16 protein-coding genes are annotated in these 19274 nt (G+C 37.8%); all 16 read right to left on the bottom strand.

Features of this window, described 5'->3' with window-relative positions; translation table 11 throughout:
* Positions 1 to 298: 298 nt before the first annotated feature.
* The 16 genes from ftsZ to rsmH all read right to left on the bottom strand — a co-directional run bounded on the left by ftsZ (position 299) and on the right by rsmH (position 19225).
* Positions 299 to 1465, bottom strand: a complete 1167-nt coding sequence (gene ftsZ, locus MKY26_RS03855; protein ID WP_095369609.1) for a cell division protein FtsZ — start codon at positions 1463 to 1465, stop codon at positions 299 to 301.
* Positions 1466 to 1621: 156 nt separating this feature from the next.
* Positions 1622 to 2905 carry a cell division protein FtsA gene (gene ftsA, locus MKY26_RS03850; protein WP_095369610.1) on the bottom strand — a complete coding sequence of 428 codons (1284 nt, stop codon included), beginning with the start codon at positions 2903 to 2905 and terminating at the stop codon, positions 1622 to 1624.
* A 148-nt stretch (positions 2906 to 3053) separates the two neighbouring features.
* Entirely contained in the window at positions 3054 to 3416 is a 363-nt protein-coding gene (locus tag MKY26_RS03845) for a small basic family protein (RefSeq protein WP_095369611.1), read from the bottom strand.
* A complete protein-coding gene (locus MKY26_RS03840) occupies positions 3416 to 4147 on the bottom strand; it encodes a DUF881 domain-containing protein (protein WP_307314552.1) in 732 nt (243 codons plus the stop codon). Before MKY26_RS03840 ends, MKY26_RS03845 begins: the two co-directional genes overlap by 1 nt.
* Positions 4148 to 4204: 57 nt before the next feature.
* The gene (locus MKY26_RS03835) at positions 4205 to 4918 is read right to left on the bottom strand and encodes a DUF881 domain-containing protein (RefSeq protein WP_095373479.1); all 714 of its coding nucleotides are present in this window, start codon (positions 4916 to 4918) and stop codon (positions 4205 to 4207) included.
* Entirely contained in the window at positions 4884 to 5687 is an 804-nt protein-coding gene (locus MKY26_RS03830) for a cell division protein FtsQ/DivIB (RefSeq protein ID WP_341092147.1), read from the bottom strand. Before MKY26_RS03830 ends, MKY26_RS03835 begins: the two co-directional genes overlap by 35 nt.
* A gap of 159 nt (positions 5688 to 5846) precedes the next feature.
* Complete coding sequence (gene murB, locus MKY26_RS03825; protein ID WP_341092145.1) at positions 5847 to 6755, bottom strand: UDP-N-acetylmuramate dehydrogenase; 909 nt, start codon at positions 6753 to 6755, stop codon at positions 5847 to 5849.
* Positions 6756 to 6820: 65 nt separating this feature from the next.
* Entirely contained in the window at positions 6821 to 7918 is a 1098-nt protein-coding gene (gene murG / locus MKY26_RS03820; RefSeq protein ID WP_095369614.1) for an undecaprenyldiphospho-muramoylpentapeptide beta-N-acetylglucosaminyltransferase, read from the bottom strand.
* 276 nt (positions 7919 to 8194) lie between these two features.
* Entirely contained in the window at positions 8195 to 9295 is a 1101-nt protein-coding gene (gene spoVE, locus MKY26_RS03815; protein ID WP_095369615.1) for a stage V sporulation protein E, read from the bottom strand.
* A 110-nt stretch (positions 9296 to 9405) separates the two neighbouring features.
* Positions 9406 to 10758 carry a UDP-N-acetylmuramoyl-L-alanine--D-glutamate ligase gene (murD, locus tag MKY26_RS03810; protein ID WP_340974450.1) on the bottom strand — a complete coding sequence of 451 codons (1353 nt, stop codon included), beginning with the start codon at positions 10756 to 10758 and terminating at the stop codon, positions 9406 to 9408.
* Positions 10758 to 11732 carry a phospho-N-acetylmuramoyl-pentapeptide-transferase gene (gene mraY / locus MKY26_RS03805; protein ID WP_095369616.1) on the bottom strand — a complete coding sequence of 325 codons (975 nt, stop codon included), beginning with the start codon at positions 11730 to 11732 and terminating at the stop codon, positions 10758 to 10760. Before mraY ends, murD begins: the two co-directional genes overlap by 1 nt.
* A 113-nt stretch (positions 11733 to 11845) precedes the next feature.
* Positions 11846 to 13324, bottom strand: coding sequence for a UDP-N-acetylmuramoyl-L-alanyl-D-glutamate--2,6-diaminopimelate ligase (locus tag MKY26_RS03800; protein WP_307314562.1), 1479 nt, complete (start codon positions 13322 to 13324; stop codon positions 11846 to 11848).
* Positions 13325 to 13629: 305 nt separating this feature from the next.
* Positions 13630 to 15576: a stage V sporulation protein D gene (locus MKY26_RS03795; RefSeq protein WP_095369618.1), complete on the bottom strand. Its 1947-nt coding sequence runs from the start codon at positions 15574 to 15576 to the stop codon at positions 13630 to 13632.
* An 86-nt stretch (positions 15577 to 15662) separates the two neighbouring features.
* Entirely contained in the window at positions 15663 to 17900 is a 2238-nt protein-coding gene (locus MKY26_RS03790) for a penicillin-binding protein (protein WP_095369619.1), read from the bottom strand.
* Positions 17900 to 18262: a cell division protein FtsL gene (ftsL, locus tag MKY26_RS03785; RefSeq protein WP_095369620.1), complete on the bottom strand. Its 363-nt coding sequence runs from the start codon at positions 18260 to 18262 to the stop codon at positions 17900 to 17902. The genes MKY26_RS03790 and ftsL overlap by 1 nt, the downstream gene beginning before the upstream one ends.
* Before the next feature lie 30 nt (positions 18263 to 18292).
* Positions 18293 to 19225 (bottom strand): 16S rRNA (cytosine(1402)-N(4))-methyltransferase RsmH, encoded by a 933-nt coding sequence (rsmH, locus tag MKY26_RS03780; protein ID WP_341092141.1) that lies wholly within the window; start codon positions 19223 to 19225, stop codon positions 18293 to 18295.
* Positions 19226 to 19274: the final 49 nt, after the last annotated feature.

Below are 19274 nucleotides of genomic sequence, written 5' to 3'. Positions count from 1 at the left end.
AGTATAGCCTATTCATCAAGATAAAGATGTCACTTTCTGTTGGTAAAACAGCAGAAATTTTCACTATTCTTTTCTTTTTTTGTCAGTTTTTTGCGGTCTGTCTCACGTGGGGAAAATGACGAAAATGGGGAAGTTTTTAATGTTACTAACTTTTTAGAGAGTTCTTATCTTTGATTAACATAAATATAGAATAGTATTTTACTAATCGTACATATATTTGTGGGGCATTCTTCTTTTAAAACAAAAAAAAGCCAATGTCCTTAAACTTAAGGACATTGGCTTTCTTACACAAATTGAATTATCTTCTGCGGTTACGGTTTCTTAAAAATGTTGGGATATCTAATGTATCTTCTGGATGTTCCTTTGCTGTATTCCTTGATGGCTGCTCATGTGTGGCAGCTTCTTCCCGCTCACGTTCACGATACGTTTCACGCTTTTGCACCTGTGATCCGACACCAACATTTCCTTTATTCTGGCCGAATGCAGGCTTTGAAGGCTTTGTTTGAATAACTTCTTCATTGAAGCCAGTCGCGATAACTGTTACAACAATCTCATCCTTCAAATCCTCATTGATAACAGAACCAAAGATCATATTAACATCTTGATCTGATGCTGATGCAACAATATCTGCTGCTTCTTGTACTTCATACAAGCTTAAGTTTGATCCGCCTGTAATATTCATTAGAACCCCTTGCGCACCATCAATAGACTTTTCTAATAATGGAGAAGAGATGGCCTTCTTGGCAGCTTCTGCTGCTCGATTTTCTCCTGCAGCTAATCCGATTCCCATAAGTGCAGAACCTTTATTGGACATAATTGTTTTTACATCAGCGAAGTCCAAGTTAATCAAACCAGGTGTGGCAATCAAATCTGAAATACCTTGAACACCTTGGCGAAGAACATTATCTGCTTCACGGAATGCTTCAAGCATCGGTGTACTTTTATCTACAATTTCTAATAAACGATCATTAGGGATAACAATCAATGTATCGACAGCATCTTTCATAGAAGCTATTCCACCAGCTGCTTGAGTAGAACGTTTACGACCTTCAAATGTAAAAGGTCTTGTCACAACACCCACTGTTAAAGCGCCTAAATCACGTGCGATTTGAGCTATAACAGGAGCAGCACCTGTACCTGTTCCTCCGCCCATTCCAGCAGTAACAAATACCATATCTGCACCTTTTAATGCTTCTTCTACTTGCTCTTTACTTTCTTCAGCTGCCTTTTTTCCTACTTCTGGATTGGCACCTGCACCGAGCCCTCTTGTCAATTTACCACCAATTTGCATCTTCACTTCGGCTTTGGATAGGTTTAGCGCTTGAGCATCTGTATTCACTGCAATAAATTCAACACCTTGTACACCATGCTCAATCATGCGGTTAACGGCGTTATTTCCTCCGCCACCAACTCCAATTACTTTTATCGTTGCTAATGAATCTAAATTCGTATCAAATTCCAACATGACAAATCCTCCTAATTCGTCGATATTCCTAAGAACACCTTTTTTTCGATTCGCTCATTTATCTTGATGATTAACTGTTTAATAGCTAACTCACATCTACTGTAAATTTACAATCTGCCTTGCTATTAATCTATTACAATACAATGTTTTGTTTTGCTACTCGAAAAAGTATCCAAGGAACTTTTTAACTCTTGATGTCACTTTTTGTTCCGGCTCTTTTTCTGTGCTTTTCTTCGGCTGTGTTTGCTTTTGTGTTCTCTTTTCATTTGCTTCAGGCTGATCGACAATTGCCTCCATGTTCTTTCCTTGTATCTTTGCATTTTTATATGCAAACTGTATTAAGCCAACTGCTGTACAATATTGTGGTTCTCTAACCCCAATATAATCAGGTACGGCTATTCTCACTCTATTCTGGAAGACCACTTGAGCAAGTTCTAATACCCCTTGCGTATTTGCAACCCCTCCACATAAGACATAACCACCTGGAAGGTCTGATGCCCCTAGCCTTCTTATCTCATGTTGAATAAGATCAAAGGTTTCTTCCATTCTTGCTTCAATAATATCTGCTATTTCTAGCTGATTAAATTGCTGATGTTGATCACTGCCGATAATTGGTACACTAAATACCTCTTCCTCTGAAGCATGATCATAAAAAGCATACCCATGTTTTATCTTAATTTTTTCAGCATCTTCAGTTGAAGTTCGTAAACCAATCGATAAGTCTTTAGTGATATGTTCTCCTCCAACAGGCAATACACTTGTATCCTTTAGTACCCCATTTTCAAAAATAGCAATCGTTGTTGAACCACCACCTATATCAACGAGTGCCACACCTAAGTTTTTCTCATCTTTCGATAAGGCGAAAGCACCTGCTGCTAACGGCTGAAGGGTAATATCCATAATTTCTAGGCCTGCGCGTTCAACGCATCTAAGCGTATTATGTAATAAAGTTTTAGATCCGGTTATGATGGTACCTTCCATTTCTAACCTTACACCAATCATACCTCTTGGATCATTGATTTCATCTAATCCATCTACAATAAATTGCCTTGGAATAACATCAATAATTTCTCTCTCAGGTGGCACTGATACCACTTGGGCAGCATCCATCACACGCGCTACATCATCATCTGAGATTTCCTTATTTTCACTTGACACGGCGACTACACCGTGAGAAGGCTGAAGCATAACATGGTTACCAGTGATACCTACTATCACTCTTCTAATCTCCATGCCAATCATTCTTTCAGCTTGTTCAATTGCTCTTCTAATAGAATGAACGGTTTCATCTATATCAACAATGGAGCCCTTTCTTAATCCTTCGGAAGCTACATTGCCAACACCAATAATGTTTAAAGAATCATTGACCATCTCACCAATGATTACTTTTACACTGGATGTACCGATGTCAAGGCTGACATATATTTCATTGCTGTTCATTCTGTGGCACCTCCCTTTTTGCGAGTCTACTTTTTTAGTTACTTACTCTTGCAGTTTTCATTATAAAACCTTTATATATTAAACTGATAAACCAAATTTGATATTAATAAAATTATTCGTCAAAACTAAACTATTCCCTTTTTTAAAATCAATTTTTTTCTAAATTTTCATTCTTACTTGTCCACCTGGCTAATAAAATCCTTCGAATAACAGCGATGTTTTGAAATAACCTCACACCGAAGGCAAATACAGCTGCTAAATATAAGTCTACACCAAGATGAACCCCTAGAAAAGCAAGACCTGCTGCAAGCATAATATTAAAGAAAAATCCGGATACAAAGATCTTTTCACTATACACATCTTGTAAATGGGCTCTAATACCACCAAAAAGTGTATCAAGTGCAGCAAGAATAGCGATTGATAAGTAATTGGCGTATTCATCAGGAATTTGAAAATCTGTCATAAACCCGATAAACAACCCGATAAATAAACCTAAGATGGGTAGCCACATTATGAATGTCCTCCTTCGCTCTTCTTGCCTGCCTCCTTCATATCAGTCATTTGAATTGGTTCATTGTAGGCTGGTACAGTAATCTCATTTTCCGCTAGTTGTATATCGAGTGTTAAATTTTCTATAAAAAAGTCTTCTATAGATTTAGAAACTTGCATTCTTTTATACATTTGTTCCGCATCCTGCTCATTTTCTACAATAACCCTCAATTCTAACGGTAAGGCCTGAATAGAATAACCATCTATTTTAGTTATATTATTAATATCTCTTATCACAGTAGAGTTGATTACCCGATGACCACCGATTGCTACTTCTTTCGCACCATAACGGTTGAGTTCATTTAATAACCTCTTCAATAAATCGGGTGTGACCTTGCCCACTTGTGAGCCGATAATCAATTCCTCAGCAATAGGTTGTATCGTTAAAATCAAACCTGGACCTGATTTTTCTGTCAACCCTACTTCTGTTTTGAGCTCATCCAATGTTGTTCTCAGAATCTCTTCCTTATTAGCAGCTATATTATTTTCATATTGCGCTATTTTTTCTTCTTGTGATCTGATTTCCTCTAGCAACTCAAGCCGTAATGCTTCCTCATTTTGCAGATCTTCCCGCAATTGCCATGTATCTCTTGTATCTCTTACATCTGTATTCTTGACCGTTTTAAACTGAATGGCTAGCATGACACCAATTAAGACTGTAATTATCGTAAAACCCCATTGCTTTTTGTTCATCGTTTCACCTATCTTCTTTTTCCATCAATTATTATACCTATCATGATAGAAAAAGCACTAACTACCAATTATCGGGTCCATTATGATTTCTGATTTACTCTCTAATGAAAACTGAATATTTTCATTGACAAGTAAGTCTTTAACACCGCCAGCAATATTTAGTGCCGATGTGAGAACATCCGCATCTCCAATCGCAGATATAACAAATGGGGCTGGGTGTTGCTTCCCGTCCACTTCAATGACTGGTCCGTTACAGACAATATAAGAGGAATGCGTTAAGCGCTGACCATTAATGGCGACAGCTGAAGCACCGGCAATGTATAACTCATTAATAACTTGAAACACATGATGTTCATGTACGATGTAATTATTCGCTGAATCGGCTTGAGGATTGTATTCCCCGTCCAAGAGAGTGACATTTACACCAGGGCCACTCACTTTGACTTTGCCCAAATACATTCGATATTTATCGGCATCCTCGGCAAGATTACTATATACTTGCTCATCTTGAGAGAATTCTTTTTCTATTTTTTGCAGAGCATCTTGTGACTTGTACAATTCTTGTTGAAGGCTAAGATTTTTTTCTTCCAAATCAATCAATTCACGTCTTAATTGCTGATCCCTCTCCCACTGGTTACTCGTTATACTACTGTCACCCTTTGTATCTTTCGCCAATTGAAAGGAATAAGCAATTAGAAAACCTAATCCAATGAAAACAAGTGAAAAGATAACCTGATTATTCTTCAACTTCCTCTTCTTGTTCTTTTTCATTCTCATTAGCTCCCCCTTCGCCATAAGGCTTAAAGTAAGAGCCCACTTCCAAATCAATAATTCCTTTTACTTCGGGATCAAGTTGAGCGACAATTGCCGGGTAATGAGACATTTTATCGACAAAGGTAGCTAATGTAGCGATTACTTCATACCCATCATTCATGTATAGCGTAATTGCCTCTTTATCTGTTTCTTTAGGTGTCGCGTGTATTTCTGAAATTGAATTACGAACTTCTTCTGGTAATTGACCAAGAGACGCAATCATCTTCTCTAACACATTTCCTTCAGAAAATTGAAATAAAATAGGTGCACTGGCTGGGAACTCACTTTCACCTTTTACTGAGAGAGTTTTACCGTTTTCAAGAACGGGTATATAATCCTCACCTTCCATAATATAAGCTACTCGTTTATGTTCTTTCACCGAAATAACGACTGTATTTGGAAACTCAGTTGCTACTTTTACCTCTTTCATTTCTGGTAGTTTTAAAAGCACTTGCTCAATCTCAGCTTCATCAACTTTCCATATATTCATATCTTCAGTTAATCCACTTTGATCTACAATCGTTTCATTGCTGAAGACAGTGTTACCTGATACTTTAATTGCTTTTATATTGCTCAACGGTGACTGGAAATAAACTACTAAGGCAATCAGAAATAAAAAGAAAATAAGTAGGAAAATGAGTCTACGGTTCGTTTTCTTTTTTCTCTGCTGTTTTAATTTAGGAATTCTATCTTCTATGGATACTATTTTTCCTTGTTCCAGCATCATCACCTCGTACATCGTTACTCACAGCATATATCCTTATTTTCGGTTAATTAAACTAATATATTAACATAATGAGATAATATACCTAAATCTTTATTCACTTATCATCATTCTATTGAATGATTATATCACAATAATTGGAATGGAAGTTGGTCTTTTTCGCTACTTACGCCCAATTATTTCAACTTCTGTTTGCAATGCTATGCCCTTCTCTGCTAATACCGTATCCTTCGCATGTTGAATCAGACCCAAAACATCTTCAGCAGTTGCCTGATTACTATTCACGATAAAATTCCCGTGCATTGGCGAGATTTGGGCGCCTCCCAGTGAATGTCCCTTTAAACCAACTGCTTCAATCAGCTGACCAGCATGATGTGGTAGTGGATTTCTAAAAATACTCCCTGCACAAGGGGAATCCCATGGTTGTGTTTCTTTTCGATAAGCCTTATTACGTAACATCCTATCAATAATCGCTTCTTTCTCTCCTTGCACTAAGCGAAAAATCGCTTCAACAACAATGCCAGGTCGTTCTTTTTGTAAAATAGACGTACGATACGAAAATTTCATTTCTTCGTTTGTTAACCAGTGCATTTCACCATTCGGAAAAAGGATATACGCTTTCTCAAGAATAGTTGCGATATCCGATTGATGTGCACCTGCGTTCATAAAGACTGCTCCACCAACAGAACCAGGAATTCCACTTGCAAATTCTAGCCCTGCATACCCTTGTTTACTCACTTTTGTAGCTAATGCTACAAGGGGGTATCCTGCACCGACCCTTAGGAGTTCCTGTTCTAGTTCGAGGTGGGCAAAGCCTTTACCGAATTTAATAACTACTCCCTCAATGCCATCATCAGCTACTAATAAATTAGAGCCTCTTCCTATGACAGTCCATTTCATTTTATCCGAGACAATAACATCCATCGCTTTACGCAAATCTTCTATTGTCCTAGGTTCAATAAAAATATCGGCAGGTCCACCGATTTTCATCGTTGTATGATAAGCAAGCGGTTCTTTTTCTTTCACCGTTCCATTTATAGCGTTTTTCAACTTACTAAATACGCTCTGCATAACATCCGCCCTCTCTGTATCGTCATTCTATATTATGCTAATACCATCAAGAATGGGCTACATTACTACTTGTCTTTCATTAATTTTTTCATGACATTATATAACCGATCGGCTGCATCTGGGACGCCTATCTTCTTTGCAGCAGATTTCATTGCGACAATTTTGTCCTCATCTAATAAAATCCGGTCAATCGATTCAATTAATTTATTCGCACTCAAATCTCCTTCTAGGAGTAATTCTGCTGCGCCATGGTCGCTTAATGCTCTCGCGTTCTTTTCTTGATGATTATTCGTAACATATGGGCTTGGTATTAATATACTTGGGATGCCTAATGACGTTAATTCAGCTAGGGTTGTTGCCCCTGCTCTTGTTACAGCAAGGTCCGTTCCCGCTAATACTTCTGGCATATTATGAATAAAAGGCTTGATTTTGATATTTTCGGGATTTCCAGCCAATTCAGCCTCTTTCTTTACACTTTCATAATGGACCTCACCGGTGATATATAATACTTCATACGGCCTAGATGCTAACTGTGTAAATGTTTTTAACACGGCATCATTAATCGGCCTTGCTCCCCTACTACCACCGAAAATCAAAACAGATGGTTTAGCTGGATCTAGACCCACAGATAATTTACCATTAATGGCATTTTGTCCAAGCACTTCTGTTGCTCTGGGATTACCCGTCATAACTACCTTTCCTTTAGGAAAGCTTGCCACAGCTTCATCAAAGCATACAGCTACTTTATCAACATATTTACTAAGGAACTTATTTGTTAAACCAGGTACACTATTTTGTTCATGAATGATTGTTGGAACCCCCAACTTGGCACCAGCGTATACAACTGGCCCACATACATAACCACCTGTACCAATTACGACATCTGGCTGAAATTCCTTCAACATTTTTTTACTTTCTTGAACACCTTTTAAGAACCGCCAAATCGTTTTCACATTATCTAAAGATAAGCTTCTTTTAAATCCTGAAATTTCAATTGACTGAAAAGGTATATTAGCACGAGGAACAATCGATGCCTCTAGCCCATTTTTAGTACCTATGTATAAGAATTCTGCGTTTTTATCTTGCTTTTGAATTTCTCGAATTAAGGCAAGCGCAGGGTAAATATGTCCACCTGTGCCACCACCACTTAATGCAATTTTCATGCTTTCACCTCAAACAAAGCTGTTAGTTTCCTTACTGTTTACTAGTCTTACTTTATCCTATTCTACTATATTTGCACTGAAAGGAAGAAATGATAACCTACAATGTCATGCAAATGTAATGAATTTGGAAAATCTCTTTCCCTTTTGAAATAAATGAATGTTCTACACTAACAAATTAAACCAAGTAATACCACATAATTGAAGCTTTAACTATATATTCTTTTTTAATTTGCGATTTTCCTATCAGCAAAAAAAGAAACCCTAAAATGGGTTTCATTAATAACGAGAATACCGACTAATATTAAGTAGCACACCAATTGCCATTAACATAAGGGTCAATGAAGAACCTCCATAACTTAAGAATGGTAAAGTGATCCCAGTTACTGGCATTAAACCAGTGACTACTCCAATATTAATCATTACTTGTATGGCAACCATGGCGATAATTCCTACTGCCAAAAAACTACCATATAAATCTGGTGCACCAAGCGCTACTCTAATTCCTCTCCATAAAAGAAGAGCGAAGAGTAAAATCACGAATGTGCCCCCTATAAAACCTAATTCCTCAGATAATATAGCAAAAATAAAATCTGTTTGTGGTTCTGGTAAATAGAAGAATTTCTGTCTGCTTTCTCCTAAACCTAAACCGAATAATCCACCTGGACCAATTGCATAAAGAGATTGTATAATTTGAAATCCACTTCCTAAAGGGTCCTGCCAAGGATCTAAGAAGGAAGTAATTCTTTTGATTCGATAAGGAGCAGAGAGCACTAAAGCAACAAAGCCTCCTATACCGATTAAACCTAAAAATGCGAAATGTTTAATTCTTGCACCTGACACGAATATCATTACAATACAAGTCCCTACCATTACAGTTCCCGTGCCTAAATCAGGCTGTAACATGATTAAGCCGAAAGCAAGAAATACTAGACCTAATGAAGGTACTAACCCCTTCTTAAATGAGGTAATGAGTTTCTGTTTTTCGGAAAGGAACTTAGCGAGAAAAGCAATCATCGCTAGTTTCATAAACTCGGAAGGTTGAATAGAGAATGCACCAACCCCTATCCAACTTCTTGATCCATTTCTAACATTTCCTATACCAGGTATTAATACTAATAATAGCAACACAAAACAAACAATGATGATGACTTTTGCCCATGTTCTCCATGTCCAATAATCGACATTCATAAGAAAGAACATGGCTACTAAACCCACAACTGCAAATAGTAACTGCCTTTTCGCGAAGAAAAAAGCGTCATCAAACTTGTAATCTGCCCAAATGGCACTGGCACTATAAACCATCGTTAGTCCAACAGCTAAGAGCATGAGCGTAACAATAATTAATATCATATCTGGAGTGGCTTTTTTAGTTGGCAAAGTCAACACACCTCTAAATGCAAGTTTTAGGGCTGTTTGCAGTTTCCTCTACCGAACAAAATCAAGCTTAGCTAAAGGAATAGGATCATTTGAACCGGCAGACAAGCCCTTTACTTAAGCTTATGCACCGCTTCTATAAAAATGTCTCCTCTTACTTCAAAAGTTTTATATTGATCCCAACTTGCACACGCGGGCGAAAGTAAGATAATATCTCCTTCTTTTGAAAGGTCAAAAGCCAGTGGCACAGCATCTTCCACATTATTGGCATGTACGATGCTTTTTATCCCTGCACGAGCAGCAGCAGCGTCAATTTTTTCAGCCGTCTCACCGAAAGTTACGACGGCTTTTACATTTGTAAGTGCTGGTATAAGCTCATCAAAGGCATTACCACGATCAAGACCGCCAGCTAGAAGAACAATCGGCTGATCAAAGGCAGCTAAAGCTTTCGTTGTCGCTAAAATATTTGTTGCCTTTGAATCATTATAAAAACGCCTTTTATTCTTTTCGCCAACGAATTGTAGACGGTGCGCTACTCCTTGAAAAGTCGTTAAAACTTGATAGATGGCTTCATTATTAATACCGGACAATTTCGCAGCAATGATACTTGATAGAATGTTTTCTAAGTTATGTGCCCCCGGGAGAACAATATCGGTAATAGATATAATTGCTTCCTCATTAAAGTAAATGATGCCGTCTTTGATATATCCACCTTTTTCCAATTCTCCAGTGGTAGAAAACGGGATAATTGTTGCTTTTGAATGGGCAGCTACTTCCATCACTGCTTCTTGATCAGCATTTACAATGAAGTAATCTTCCTCCGTTTGGTTTTTTGTGATATTCGCTTTTGCACTGATATATTCTTTCATTGTGCCATGATAATCAATATGTGCTTCATAAAGATTGGTTAAAATAGCAATTTTCGGGCGAAATGCTTCAATTCCCATTAATTGAAAAGAAGACAACTCAATAATAATTGTATCTTCCTTCTTCGCGTTTTCCGCAACGATAGAAGATACCTTTCCGATGTTACCAGCAATAAGCGAAGACTTATTAGCAGCCTGAAAAATTTCATTAATGAGCGTTGTCGTTGTTGTTTTCCCATTTGTACCAGTAATAGCAACAAATGGAGCTTGGGATATTTGATAAGCCAGTTCTACTTCCGTAATAACCGGTAACCCTCTATCAATCGCCCCTTGGACAATAGGGTTGCTATATGGAATGCCAGGGTTTTTTACCACATATTCAAACCCTTCATCAAGCAAGTCGACTGGGTGGCTTCCACAAATTACGGTAATACCTTGCTGTAATAAGCTTTGGGCCTCCGGATTTTCATCTAGAGGTTTATAGTCATTTACCGTTACAAAAGCACCTAACTTATGTAGTAGAGATGCCGCACCGACACCACTTTTAGCAAGTCCTAACACGAGTATTTTTTTATGATGATAATGATTCACTGTTTTCATTACATCCACACCTCTACATAGATTCCGAGAATGGCACAAAGAAGACCTACTGTCCAAAATGTCACAACAACGCGCCACTCTGACCACCCTACAAGCTCGTAGTGATGATGTAATGGGCTCATTTTAAATACACGTTTACCTGTTGTCTTGAAAGAAGCTACTTGAATAATCACTGATAATGTTTCAATAACAAATACGAAGCCTATGATTAGTAAGATTAGTTCAAACTTTGTCATGATGGCAATCGCTGCAATTGCTCCACCCAATGCAAGTGATCCTGTATCACCCATAAAAACTTTGGCTGGATGTGCATTGAATACAAGAAATCCAAGAAGTGCACCAACAACTGCTACTGAAAACACTGATACTTCAAATAATGATTGACTCCAAGCTAGGACGGCAAATGCACCAAATGCGATTGCTGCTGTCCCACTTACCAATCCATCTAACCCGTCTGTTAAGTTCACAGCATTTGAAAACCCAACGAGCCAAAAAATAATAAATAAGGCATAGCCCCATCCTAAATCAATGGAAAAATCGGTTAAAGGAATCGCTACTTCTGTACTAAAACCGGTTTGCTTTAATACGAAGAAGAATATTATTGAAATAATAATCTGTCCGATTAGTTTTTGCAATGAAGTTAAACCTAAGTTTCTTTTCATCACTACTTTAATAAAATCATCTAAGAATCCTAATAAACCAAAACCTAAAGTAACGAGAAGCAGCAAATAAGTGGTACTTGTCGGTCCTTGGAATTTAGCAGTCATAATGAGCGTACTTAATGTAATTGAAAATAGAATCATTAAGCCACCCATTGTAGGCGTTCCTGTTTTCTTCTGGTGGGATTTTGGTCCTTCTTCTCTTATGCTTTGACCGAATTTAAGTCTCCTTAAAAAAGGTATGAACAACGGAGAAATGAGTACGGTAATTAAGAAACCTAGGATTATTGTAAATAATATCACTTGCTCCATCATTATTGTTCACAACCTTTAACGGGTATTGAGAATTGTTTTACTTGTTTTTTTCTTAATCGTTTTATCATATATTCTAAACCTTTCAATCATTCATGATCATGTTATTTTTTTAGTCACTTGCTACTTGTTTTCTTTTTTTCAATGGCTTCCTTCGCTACTAATCGATCATCAAAATCAAAATGCTCATGACCAATTATTTGATATGTTTCATGACCTTTACCTGCTATTAGTATACAATCCCCAGGTTCTGCCTGATTCACTGCATATTGTATAGCCTCTTTTCGATCAATAATTGAAACATAAGATTCGTTCTTCACACCAGCTTCCATATCTTTCAAAATACTTTCAGGGTCCTCGGTACGGGGATTATCAGATGTAAATATAGCATCAGTACTATGTTTACAAGTAATTTGAGCCATTAAAGGCCTTTTCGTACGATCTCTATCTCCTCCACAACCGACAACTGTAAAGATTCTTTTCTTTGCTAATTGTTGCACTGTTTTTAATGCATTCTCTAAACTATCTGGCGTATGAGAGTAATCTACAATAACGGTGAAATCTTGATGAGCATCTACCGTTTCGAATCTCCCTGCAACGCCAGCTACACTTTCAACAGACTGGATAATTTGCTCCATAGAAATATTAGAAGCAAAAGCTGCAGCAATACTTGCCAATACATTATATACACTAAATTTTCCTATTAACTGAATATGAAGAGAATAGGTTCCGATTGGACTGTCTAATTCAAATGTGGTGCCAGAAGCATTCATTTCTATATTTCTTGCCCGAAAGTCCGCATCTCGATCAATTCCATACGTTAGTATATATGCGGAAGTTGATTTTTCATAATCATATGACGCTGGATCATCTACGTTCAAAACAGCATATTTCGGTCGATCATAATGATAGGCATTCCCCAGTTGTGCGAACAGAAGGCCTTTAGCACGACGATATTCATCCATAGTATGGTGGTAATCTAGGTGGTCTTGCGTTAAATTTGTAAATACAGCTACATCAAAATCACAACCATGTACTCTACCTTCATCTAATGAATGAGATGACACTTCCATCACTGCTGATGTGACGCCAGTATCTTTCATTTGTTTAAATGTTCTCTGTAAAGTAAGACTCTCAGGCGTAGTGTTTTTAATTTCATATTTTTGCTGACCAATTTTAGTATACATTGTGCCCATCAGACCCGTTTTTTGACCAGCATCTGATAAAATTTTATCAATGATATGTGTTGTCGTTGTTTTCCCATTTGTACCTGTCACACCTATTAAGTGTAACTGTTGACTTGGCTGCCCGTAAAAGGCATCTGAGAGTAAAGATAGTGCTCTTCTTGTACTCTTCACAACAATCACGGGTACCTTTAAGGAGAGCTCTTTCTCAGAAATAACGGCTACTGCTCCTTTTTCGACAGCTGAAGCAGCAAAGTCATGACCATCAACTGTGTAGCCTTTTATACAAACAAATAAGCTACCTTCTTCTACTTTACGGTTATCATTTTCAATTGATTGAATTTCAATATTGTCTACATCATTATATTGAAGATAAGGTTGCAACTTTTGTAGCAACGTATGTAATTTCATAAAACTCCATTCCTCTCATACAAACTTCTCATAAAACATTTTTACGATCATTTTGTCTAACCTATGCGTTAAAGATGATAGGCGTATAATATTTTACATGATTCAGCGATAATTTTCTATGAGTTTCTTATAATTGCCTCGTTTAAACGGTTTTTTCTAAAAAAATAATAGCACTTGATCCGCCAAAAGCCTTCTTATCATCCATTATACGCTATTTAAACCCTACTAATTATTGGACTCAACCTCTAGCTCCTTTGTTACATATGCTGATTGATTATAATCATAAACTTAGAAAAAGGCGGCTTTTAATCGCCGCCTTCCTCAGTGTCATCATGCTGTTCATCGTTGAAATAGAGGCGTATGGTGGAACCTTCTTTGATTTTTGTACCAGGAAGAGGCGATTGTTTTACAACTGTATCTCCTTGTCCACTAGCTTCAATTTGAAGGTTAATCATCATCTCACCTAACTCCAATTTTGTTATACCTACTAAATCAGGTACTTCTAAAAGCGGTGTATCTGGCCAAGCATACTCTTTTTCTACTTGATCTTTCCTAGGTTCAACTCCCATAGCTCGTAAGCTATCACCAATAATGTTACCAACAATCGGAGCAGCTACAACACCACCAAATTGGACCGTGCCTTTCGGATTATCAACAGCTGTATAAACGACAATCTCAGGGTCGTCAGCTGGTGCAAAGCCAATAAAGGAAACAATATGGTTGTTTTCTAGATATTTACCACCTTGAGCCTTCTGGGCTGTTCCTGTCTTACCTCCTACTCTATACCCTTCAACAAATGCATTCTTACCTGACCCTTGAGCAACTACGGTTTCTAATGCTCTGCGAATCTCAGTTGATGTCTCTTTTGATATTACCTTTCGTTTCGCTTCAGGTGTGACTTGTTTTAGGACATCGCCTGTTTTAGAATCCACGATTTCTTTAGCAATATATGGTGTATACAATGTTCCACCGTTTATAGCTGCAGAAATGGCGGCAACTTGCTGAATGGGTGTGACTGATACCCCTTGACCAAATGCCGTTGTCGCTTGCTCTACTGGTCCTACTTTATCTAAGTTAAATAGTATTCCTGTAGATTCCCCTTGTAAGTCAATCCCCGTTTTTTCTCCAAAACCAAAATCATGAATATATTTAAATAAAGTGTCTTTTCCTAACCGTTCACCAAGATTAACAAAACCTGGGTTACAAGAATTTTGTACCACTTCTAAATAGGTTTGTGAACCATGTCCACCTTTTTTCCAACAGCGAAGCTTGGCTCCGCCTACTTCTACATAACCTGGATCGTGAAAATGATCATGATCTAGATCAACTTTCCCCTCTTCCAATGCGGCTGCCAATGTAATAATTTTAAAAGTTGATCCTGGTTCGTAGGAGCTCCAAATAGGTAAATTACGATTATACACATCTGCAGATACATTACGAAAATTTGCAGGATCAAATGTCGGTCTACTAGACATTCCGAGAATTTCTCCTGTATTCGGATCCATCGCAATCGCTATTAATCCATCTGGATTATACTTAGCCTCTGCATTGTCAAGTTCTCTTTCAATAATTGTTTGTACTTTTGTATCAACAGTTAACTTTAATGTATCACCGTCAACGGGTGCTTGATAATCATCAGCCATATCATTCATTCTCTGTCCTTTTGCATTTGCATAAAACTTAACCGATCCTTTTTCTCCACTTAGTTCTTTATCGTAGTATAATTCTAGACCCATCAACCCTTGATTATCAACGCCAGCAAAACCGAGCACATGGGATAGATAATCACCAAACGGATAATGCCTTTTAGAATCCTCACCGATATATACACCATCTATATTTAATGACCTTACTTCTTTTGCTTTTTCATGGGTGATTTTTCTGCCACCAGTAATTCTTACACTCGATTGTTTCTCTGTAATTTCTTCAAATACTTTTTCTTTAGATAAATTAAGCGTAGCGGCTAACTTTTCAGCAGCATCGTCAGGCTCGGTAATTTGTCTCGGGACGACGTAAACCGTTGGAGCACTTACATTGGTTGCTAAAGCGACTCCGTTCCGATCAACAATTTCCCCTCTTTCAGGCTCAAAAGGGATATTCCTACTCCATAATTCTTTGGCTCCATCTGTGAGAACATTTCCTATAAAAAATTGGACATAGCCCAAGCGAACATCAATAATTAAAAAAACAAATAACCCAATAAATAATGCAGCAATTAATCTTTTTCGAACGGTTACATTAGATACACGCATAAATGGAACGAACCCTCCTTTTTTATCTGGCTCGTTCCATTTTATGCTTGTACATTATTTTTAGAACAGAAGCTCGTCTTTAACTTCTACTGTTCGCTCGCACTTTTATCATCTTTCAGTTCTTCTCCCTCATTAGTAGAGGTTTTCTTTCCACTTTGTTGAAAATCTACGATTAAGTATTCATTCTCTTTTATAGCGCTTCCTGGAGCTAGATTTTGCTTGACAGCAAAACCGTTGCCCACACTGTTAAGCTTAAGATTAGATAGCTTAACGAACTTCATCACATCTCTCATCGACCAACCAGTTAAGTCTGGAACAGTAAGCTTCCCATCCGTTTTAAGAATAACCTTTTCACCTTCTAACACACTTTCTGTAGCGCCTGGTGATTGTTCTACAACCTTTTTACCCTCACCGATAATAATTGGCTGCATACCATTTTTCTCCAATGACTTCTTCGCTTCTTCAACAGATTTTCCTTCAAAATTCAATCCTTTACTCACTTGAAGTTTATCGTAGTCAGTAGGTTCAATACTTAAATAACTTAAGCTATTCTTCATAACCGGTTTAAAAATTTCTGAAACAGGATCGCTGCCTGTTTCTGTATTTTCGAGCTCCGGTTGCTGAACAGCCACATATACTAGTAATTCAGGGTCTTCAGCAGGTGCCATTCCTAAAAAGGAGAACACATAATTTTCTCGCCCTGTAATATAGCCACCACCCTCTTTGGGTATTTGTGCTGTTCCTGTTTTACCAGCTACTTTGTAGCCATCAATTTGATAATGGTTATGGCCTGTCCCATTCTCAGAAGAGACAACCGTTTCCAATACCTTTCTAACTTCCTTGGCTGTATTCTCAGAAATCGGTTGACCCTTAATCTCTTCTTTTGCTTCTTTTACCACTTTATCATTGTTTGGGTTAATTATTTCACTTATTACATGAGGCTGCTTCATAGACCCATTACTAGCAATAGCAGTCGCCGCTTGTATTTGTTGAATGGGTGTAATAGCGGTTCCTTGACCATAAGCCGTTGTTACTTTTTCAAATGGCCATTCGTAAACGATTTTCCCTCCAGCTTCATTAGGTAAATCAATTCCGGTTGGTTCTTCAAAACCAAATTTCGTCAAGTATTCTCGATATGTTTCATAGCCTAGTTGATCTTTTACCATTTTCGCTATCGCTACATTAGAAGAACGTTGAATGCCTTCTAAATACGTAATTGAACCCCATCCTTGTCCATTATTATGGTCTCTTACTGGTGGAGATTTTTCCGTAACTTTATACGTACCAGATTCGAAGGTTGCATTAGGTGTAAATACCCCTTCCTCAATTGCCGCTGCTAACGTAAAAGCTTTCATTGTTGAACCTGGTTCAAACGAATCCTCAATAGCGAGATTACGCCATGTTTGGTCAATGCCTTCCCGTGTTTCTGGATTAAATGTAGGTCGTTGGCTCATCGCAAGAATTTCGCCTGTTTTCGGGTCAGCGACAACGGCGACCATCTTTTCTGGGTCATACTTTTCACTTACTTTGCTCATTGCTTCTTCTAAAAAGATTTGAATTTTATTATCTATTGTTAAATATACATCATTTCCGTCTTCTGCTTTTTCTACGACTTCTTCACCATTTGGTAATAAGTATCCCCAAATATCTTTTTCATAAGAAAACTTGCCATCTTCCCCTAACATTAAATCATTCAAGCTCTTCTCTAAGCCCATAATTCCTTTGTCTTCGAGTTTTCCATCTTCACCTTCTACGGAATCAACATACCCGATAAGATGCGAGGCAAAAGTTCCATTAGGGTAAAAACGGATGGTTTGCGGTTGAAAAACAATACCTGGCAACTCTAACTCTTCTATTTTCTTCTTTTGACTAACTGTTAATTTTTGACCTGCACGGCCGAATTCCACTTGGAATAACTGTTCATCCTTGCCTCGCCTCTCATTGATTGTTAATCTTTCGTAGATTTCAGACTCTTCCATATCAATGACTTCAGCTAATTGCTTTGCCGTCTCATCTGGTTCAACCACATGTTTCGGATTATCTTTATTCTTGGTCATTTTTTCTGATAAGACGGCAACTAAAGTGTAAGCTGTACTATCCTCAGCAATGACATTGCCATTACGATCGTAAATTGTCCCACGTTTAGATTCAATGGTTGTTGAACCTTGGTACAACTGTTCAGCTTGTGCAGCAATGACTTTACCACCCGCTTCACCAGACACTTGAATAGAGATAAACCGGAAAAGCAAGACAAAAAAGAGCAGACTGAATATCATAAACAATATCGCTGCTCCAACATTCATATTTCTTTGCTTCTTATACATTACTCACCACCAACAACCTTAGGAGATTCATTCATTTCAAAGCCAGATTTTTCAGCTGCTTGTTTTACACGGTCTGGACGACTTAATTCCTCGATTTGCATTTTTAAATCACTATTCACACTCTGTTGTTCAGTGATTGCTTTTTGCGTGTCTTGAATTTCCGCATTTACTTCATATAAACCTGCTTGATTTGAAATAATTGTTGTGGCGCCAAAGAAAACTGCACCCGCAAATACGATACCCATTATTTTTTCTCCAGGCGAGAGCAATGATTTACGATCTTTTATTTTCTTTTTTGGCGCTTGAGCCGGCTGATTAGATACATGTTGTTCTTGCTGTAGTTTACGAGCTACATTCTCCATATTTCCCCTCCTGAGTGTGTATCTTTTATTTTATATTTTTTCTATAATCCTGAGTTTAGCTGAACGAGATCGATTATTATGGGATAACTCCTCTTCAGATGGAATAATAGGTTTTCTGTTCACTAATTTCATCTTAGGTTGATATTCATCAGGAATAACCGGCAGTCCCGGTGGTAGATCTGGTGTTGAGCTGGCCTCTTTAAAAGCCGCTTTACAAATACGATCCTCTAACGAGTGGAATGTAATAACACTCACTCTCCCACCACTTTTTAGCAAGCCCATCGCTTGCTCTAATGACTGCTCGAATACCCCTAATTCATCATTAACAGCAATGCGTATCGCTTGGAAAATCCGCTTAGCTGGATGACCCCCTTTTCTTCTAGCTGGGGCAGGTATGCCTTCCTTGATCAAATCTACTAATTCACCTGTTGTTTTTATCGGCGCTTTTTCTCTTGCTAACTCAATTTTTCTTGCAATTTGTTTAGAAAATTTTTCTTCACCATATTTAAAAAAGATTTTCACAAGTTCGTTATATGACCAATGGTTGACAACATCATAGGCTGAAACCTCCGCTTGCTTATCCATTCTCATATCGAGCGGAGCGTCATGATGATAACTAAAACCTCTTTCCGGTGTATCCAATTGAGGAGATGAAACACCTAGGTCATACAAAATACCATCCACTTCAGAAATCCCTCTTGCATTCAATTCTTCCTTTAAATGACTAAAATTACTTTTTACCAGTGTCACTTGCCCACTGTACTTAGCAAGTTTCTCCTTCGCATTCTCAATTGCCGTTTCATCTTGGTCAAAAGAGAATAATCTTCCTTCACTTGAGAGCTGTGATAATAAATATTCACTATGCCCAGCTCCACCTAAAGTACAATCCACGTATATCCCATTTTTTTTCACATTTAGTCCATCTACGGTCTCTTTTAAAAGTACTGTTGTATGATTAAACATTGTTGCTCATCCTTCCCAACCTGTAATTGTGTGTAAAAGTCCCCTTATG

Source organism: Cytobacillus sp. FSL R7-0680 (assembly GCF_038009245.1).
GTDB classification, from domain to species: Bacteria; Bacillota; Bacilli; order Bacillales; family Cytobacillaceae; genus Cytobacillus; species Cytobacillus kochii.
The sequence above is the reverse complement of the archived record's forward strand: the minus strand, read 5'-3'. Positions and strand labels throughout refer to the sequence as shown.

Coding starts and splice junctions, on each gene's coding strand:
- ftsZ (WP_095369609.1), bottom strand. CDS start 1,465: ATGTTGGAATTTGATACGAATTTAGATTCATTAGCAACGATAAAAGTA.
- ftsA (WP_095369610.1), bottom strand. CDS start 2,905: ATGAACAGCAATGAAATATATGTCAGCCTTGACATCGGTACATCCAGT.
- MKY26_RS03845 (WP_095369611.1), bottom strand. CDS start 3,416: ATGTGGCTACCCATCTTAGGTTTATTTATCGGGTTGTTTATCGGGTTT.
- MKY26_RS03840 (WP_307314552.1), bottom strand. CDS start 4,147: ATGAACAAAAAGCAATGGGGTTTTACGATAATTACAGTCTTAATTGGT.
- MKY26_RS03835 (WP_095373479.1), bottom strand. CDS start 4,918: ATGAAAAAGAACAAGAAGAGGAAGTTGAAGAATAATCAGGTTATCTTT.
- MKY26_RS03830 (WP_341092147.1), bottom strand. CDS start 5,687: ATGATGCTGGAACAAGGAAAAATAGTATCCATAGAAGATAGAATTCCT.
- murB (WP_341092145.1), bottom strand. CDS start 6,755: ATGCAGAGCGTATTTAGTAAGTTGAAAAACGCTATAAATGGAACGGTG.
- murG (WP_095369614.1), bottom strand. CDS start 7,918: ATGAAAATTGCATTAAGTGGTGGTGGCACAGGTGGACATATTTACCCT.
- murD (WP_340974450.1), bottom strand. CDS start 10,758: ATGAAAACAGTGAATCATTATCATCATAAAAAAATACTCGTGTTAGGA.
- mraY (WP_095369616.1), bottom strand. CDS start 11,732: ATGATGGAGCAAGTGATATTATTTACAATAATCCTAGGTTTCTTAATT.
- MKY26_RS03800 (WP_307314562.1), bottom strand. CDS start 13,324: ATGAAATTACATACGTTGCTACAAAAGTTGCAACCTTATCTTCAATAT.
- MKY26_RS03795 (WP_095369618.1), bottom strand. CDS start 15,576: ATGCGTGTATCTAATGTAACCGTTCGAAAAAGATTAATTGCTGCATTA.
- MKY26_RS03790 (WP_095369619.1), bottom strand. CDS start 17,900: ATGTATAAGAAGCAAAGAAATATGAATGTTGGAGCAGCGATATTGTTT.
- ftsL (WP_095369620.1), bottom strand. CDS start 18,262: ATGGAGAATGTAGCTCGTAAACTACAGCAAGAACAACATGTATCTAAT.
- rsmH (WP_341092141.1), bottom strand. CDS start 19,225: ATGTTTAATCATACAACAGTACTTTTAAAAGAGACCGTAGATGGACTA.